Here is a 4,704-nt window from a genome sequence, read left to right on the forward strand (position 1 = left end):
AAGGCAGAAAGGCAATCAGTGACAAAATCGCTTTCATGTAGAAAATTATACCTAATTGTAATCGTAATAATTGTAATCGCAGCATCATAGCGTTTGGCATTTTCAATAACGCTCGGATCTCCACGCAGAATATAGGATGTGTGGTCTGTGTCCATGATGTAGTTCGGCACTGCCCAAATCCTATGAATAGTAAGATGGATCGACTTCAGATTCATCATCTAAATCTCTCTCGACGCGGATCTCTTGCATGATTTCTAAAAAATCTGCATCATCTTTGAATACGCCAGCATACTTCATCCAGCTAGGATTAACTGTTTCAGTCTGGGCAAAGCTAGAGAGCAATTTCTTCACTTGGCTTAATTCTGCTTCTAGTGCGGTAACACGGGTTTCGAGTTGGCGATCTTCAAGTTGTTGGGGAGTCATAACATGTTGCGGATGAGAATATTGCCGATTTTAACATCGTTGCCGAATCTGCCGCTCTGAGTCGTGGCTCTGGAGATCGATCCACATTCACCGTCAGAGTGAGTATTACAGTTCATTGCGATCGAAATTCGATCTGTCCAGTCACTTATTTTAGAAAGCCGACACGTTGGATCGATCGAGTTCCCACACCTGACTAGGATGAGGATTGTAGCTGCTATGATTTTTTAGCCGAAGCTTGCGCGATCGTCGTCAGACGAAGCGCAAGCGCACCCTAAGGGCGATCGAACAGCGATTATCGACTCATCTAGAGCTGCTGGTGAGTATAGGCATGTTGTTTGACATTATCGTCCTTGGTGACGACTCGATCGACATTGAGAATCCGTTTGCGCTCGGTAGAATAGTTAAAACTGGTATAAGTATCGCCCTGCGCGATATGGGCTTGCGCTTGCGGGCGGCGTTTGTAGGTACGAGCGGAGGCGATACAACGATAGGCAAATTCATTGCCCAGTTGACAATCGGTGGGGAAACTAGCGGGAATTTGGGGCGTATCGCCAGCGATTAAGGTACCCAAAGTGGTAGCTGCGGCAATTTCATAAGAGGTGGGAATGCCTTTGAGGAGAGCTTCTAAGGCAGAGGACGGAATCGGTTCGATGACTTTGACAGCATGCACGCCATCATCATCGCGAAAGAAGCAGGTGGCGACACCGACGACTAGATAGTCATCAGCAGTGAGATCGGGTGCTTCAGCGAGCGTGGTGAGAGTTGTCATAATAATTTGATAGAGCGATCGTGTCGATCGAGTAGCGAGGTGTTTGGTCTTCTAACGATCCTACCAATTTAACTAGGTTCGGCAGATCCTCGTTAAACTACTTATTATAGTAATGAGCAAAGACTCGACGATCTAGCGCGCGATCGGACTCGAACTTATCGACTCGATCGAGTCAGATCGCGCCAATCTGCTTGGCGATCGCCATTGACGAATAGACACTAACTGCATACAAAGCCAGACATGGAAGCTTTTAGCCCGACACCGCCTGATTGGATCGCCCCAGCAACCCACGCCACCGGCTTTTGTTGCCCTAGTTGTAGCGAAAACTCTACTGTTGCTACCGCCGTATGGATCAATCGCCGTTCGCCCGTGACGATCGAAAATCGGCGGCGCAAGTGGCAAGAATTTTATCTATGCCAGTGCGGTAAAGCTTGGTGGGGTTGGAGCAACGAGCGCGCCCCCAATGAATTTGCCGATCGCACTCCACTTGAGAGCGATCGGGGCGATATCGACTTTGACAGCTTTTTTGGTTACTTTTAAATTGATAAAAAATTAACGACAATGGATTGGCAAGAAATTTCGGGTCATTGGGTATATCTACCGCGTCAACCGCGTGCGGTGCTGCATTTTTTAGGTGGTGCTTTTGTGGCGGCGGCACCACATTTGACATATCGTTTATTATTAGAAGCTTTGGGTAAACAAGGCTATGCGATCGTGGCGACGCCGTTCATTAATACTTTCGATCATCGGGCGATCGCCAGCGATGTTTACAATCGCTTTGAAGATACTTTAGAGTTATTACAATCGCGGCGATATTTACCAGCCGATTTACCTGTATATGGGGTCGGACATAGTATGGGTTGCAAGCTGCATCTCCTGATTGGTAGTATTTACGATGTCGATCGGGCGGGCAATATTCTGATTTCGTTTAATAATTTTTCGGCGCGGGATGCAGTGCCTTTAATGGGGCAAATGCCGACTGAATTCAATGTCGAATTTACACCAAATCCCCAGGAAACACTTGAGACGATCGCCGCTTATTACGATGTACCTGATAATTTGATCGTCAAATTTACTAATGATACGCTCGATCAATCTTATACACTCGGTCAAACTTTAACTAAAATTTTCCCCAGCACGACTGCGACGCTGAATATTAATGGCAGTCATGTGACCCCATTGGGACAAGATTTCCAATGGCAATTCAATCCGCAAGTTTTTACCCCATTTGATGCGATCGGGCAGTGGATTAAGCAAGAAGTACATCGCGATCTCCATCAACTCAAATCTGAAATGCTGCGGTGGCTCGATCCGGTAGCGGTAAGTGGTGGGTAGTGAATAGTGAATAGTGGATAGTGGATAGTGGATTGCTTGCTAAAAGCTAGGTAGAGCGAGATTATCTTTTGTTTGGATGGCTAGTTGTTAGCTAAAAACAGGAGATCGATGCGTGATTTGTGGATCGAAATTTCTGATAAGCTGAAATTAATTGAAGTTTGATGGATCGATCTGAAAATCGATCGATCCACGATCACTAACTAGCAACTACCACTGCATCTACTTGCGATCGATCCTGACACATTGCTGGAAATATCCACGCCAACAGACAAATGTGTTGGTGGGGGCAATTCTATGGAGCGGATTAGTAGGGAATGCGCTGACAGTCGGATCGGCAGCGACTCCGATCCCAACTCCAGACACATCGGCACCGACACCAGGTGCCCCAGCAACTCAGATCGATCGAGTTCAGGCGATCGTCAATACACGATCGGCGCAACCATTGCGGGTGCAAGGCGAGCTTGCGGTGGGGGAGCCGCAGCCAGCGCAGATCGATCGGTGGTTGCTCCCCTTCGATACCACGCTCAAACTGTTGGATATCCAGCAGCGGCAGTTGCCCACGGGCGAAATCGAACTGACATCGCCATACTTAATCGTTCGACTTCAGCCGCAGCAAATCCTCACCGATCCGCGATTGGGACGCGCGATCTCGCTGGGGGACTTGCGCAAGTTACCAGGGCTGAAAATTGAAACTAGCGATCGGCTGGGGCAATCGACACCATCGGGGCCGCGCGAGATCGTCCTCAAATTTAGTTACACTCTGCCCAAAAACCCACCGAAACCAGCCACAGAAGCCGCACCAGTGAGTTTGGCTGGCTTGACGACGATCGAGCCACCGACCACTAGTTTGAGTGCGGTGCAGGAGCGGATTAACCTCAGTGGCTCGACTAGCGATCGGCTGAATACTCAAGGCGAATTCAAAGCAGTCGGGACAGTTTTAGGCTCTAGTTGGTATTTGCGGGTGGATCAACCAAAGTTAGCCAATCTCCTCACCTGGGGGGTGACGGAGGCGATGGTTATCAACCAAAGTACCAATTCGGACTGGATTGCTGGCTCCCAAAGTCCGTTTTGGCGCAGACAGGGCAATCCGACTGGTTCTTATTGGGGAGTGACGACCATCCAACGCCAGAATTTTACGCCACCGACTTCCCTAACTGGTGGCGACTTTTTGCCAAACGAACGCTTGCAATCGAGCCGATTGGGGCGCACGATCGGCGGTCAAGCGCGCCCAGGGACTGTGGTGCGACTGGTGCGGGGCTTTAGTACCGATGTCGTCGGGCAGGTATTGGTCGATAGTTCGGGGGTGTTCCGCTTCGAGAATGTGGTGGTGAGTAAGGACGGCGAACTCGGCAACGGTTATCGGTTGTTGTTGTATCCCAACGGTCAACTTACTGCCGATCCGCAAGTGCGGGATGTGACATTTACCACCGTGCCAGGGCAATTACCCCCTGGAGCAGGCGCGTTAATTGCCTCGGCGGGGGTGAATTACAATCGGGAATCCAATCAATTTATCGGTCAATTTGACGGCTTACAGGGCGGGGTGGCTTATCGGCGGGGGATTAGTGAATCTCTCACCGTCGGCGGGGGCATAATTGCCGACCCGTTAGCTTTGCGCGGGTCGGGCGAACTGTTTTGGCAGCCGACGGGGGTACCGTTGCAAGCATCGATATCGGCCTTAAGTGGCGATCGCTGGGATGTAGTCAGTAGTGTTAATTACCAACCAGGGAAAGATTTTAGTGCCAACTTTAGTAGCGATAAATTATCGAGTCGTGCCGATCTAAATTGGCTGGTGACGCCCAAACTGACAGCAACTGCTAAATACGATAGTTTATCGGGGGTGGCGATCGGTGGTAACTATAATTTCAGTCTGGCTCCTAATAGTAATAGTAATATTCAAGGGACTTTCGATAGTAATTCTTTTTTGCGCTGGAGTGCCAATCACCAGCAAAATAATTGGCGACTGGGATTCCAGGGTAATGAAATTAGTTTTAACTCGGAAGTGAGTTATCAACTCCCGTCGGCAGGTGGCAGCACCCAAAATCTGACGGCCAATTATCAATCGACTTATGTGGGCACGCCGACTACTTTGAGCCAATTGAGCTGGAAGTATCAATCTAACAGCTTTCAATCGGAGTTAGGCTATGGTTGGAGCGGTTTTGGGCGCGGTGCCAATGCGG

4 protein-coding genes and 1 pseudogene are annotated in these 4,704 nt (G+C 49.3%); 3 read left to right on the forward strand and 2 right to left on the reverse strand.

What is annotated here, in order from left to right; all coding sequences use genetic code 11:
• Positions 1-180: 180 nt before the first annotated feature.
• Both RMO84_RS01230 and RMO84_RS01235 read right to left on the reverse strand, forming a co-directional pair.
• Positions 181-423, reverse strand: a complete 243-nt coding sequence (locus RMO84_RS01230; protein ID WP_310486620.1) for a hypothetical protein — start codon at positions 421-423, stop codon at positions 181-183.
• A 304-nt stretch (positions 424-727) separates the two neighbouring features.
• Positions 728-1,192, reverse strand: a complete 465-nt coding sequence (locus RMO84_RS01235) for a hypothetical protein (protein ID WP_310486621.1) — start codon at positions 1,190-1,192, stop codon at positions 728-730.
• A gap of 240 nt (positions 1,193-1,432) precedes the next feature.
• Between RMO84_RS01235 and RMO84_RS01240 the strand changes: the two genes are divergently transcribed.
• The 3 genes and pseudogenes from RMO84_RS01240 to RMO84_RS01250 form a co-directional block, all read left to right on the forward strand.
• Positions 1,433-1,732, forward strand: coding sequence for a hypothetical protein (locus tag RMO84_RS01240; RefSeq protein WP_310486622.1), 300 nt, complete (start codon positions 1,433-1,435; stop codon positions 1,730-1,732).
• A 21-nt stretch (positions 1,733-1,753) separates the two neighbouring features.
• Positions 1,754-2,527 carry a DUF1350 family protein gene (locus tag RMO84_RS01245; RefSeq protein WP_310486623.1) on the forward strand — a complete coding sequence of 258 codons (774 nt, stop codon included), beginning with the start codon at positions 1,754-1,756 and terminating at the stop codon, positions 2,525-2,527.
• A 223-nt stretch (positions 2,528-2,750) separates the two neighbouring features.
• A pseudogene (locus RMO84_RS01250) lies at positions 2,751-4,704 on the forward strand (hypothetical protein); the annotation flags it as partial.

Origin of the sequence: Chamaesiphon sp. VAR_69_metabat_338 (assembly GCF_031423935.1) — a bacterium.
Classification (GTDB): Bacteria; Cyanobacteriota; Cyanobacteriia; order Cyanobacteriales; family Chamaesiphonaceae; genus Chamaesiphon.

Coding starts and splice junctions, on each gene's coding strand:
- RMO84_RS01230 (WP_310486620.1), bottom strand. CDS start 423: ATGACTCCCCAACAACTTGAAGATCGCCAACTCGAAACCCGTGTTACC.
- RMO84_RS01245 (WP_310486623.1), top strand. CDS start 1,754: ATGGATTGGCAAGAAATTTCGGGTCATTGGGTATATCTACCGCGTCAA.
- RMO84_RS01240 (WP_310486622.1), top strand. CDS start 1,433: ATGGAAGCTTTTAGCCCGACACCGCCTGATTGGATCGCCCCAGCAACC.
- RMO84_RS01235 (WP_310486621.1), bottom strand. CDS start 1,192: ATGACAACTCTCACCACGCTCGCTGAAGCACCCGATCTCACTGCTGAT.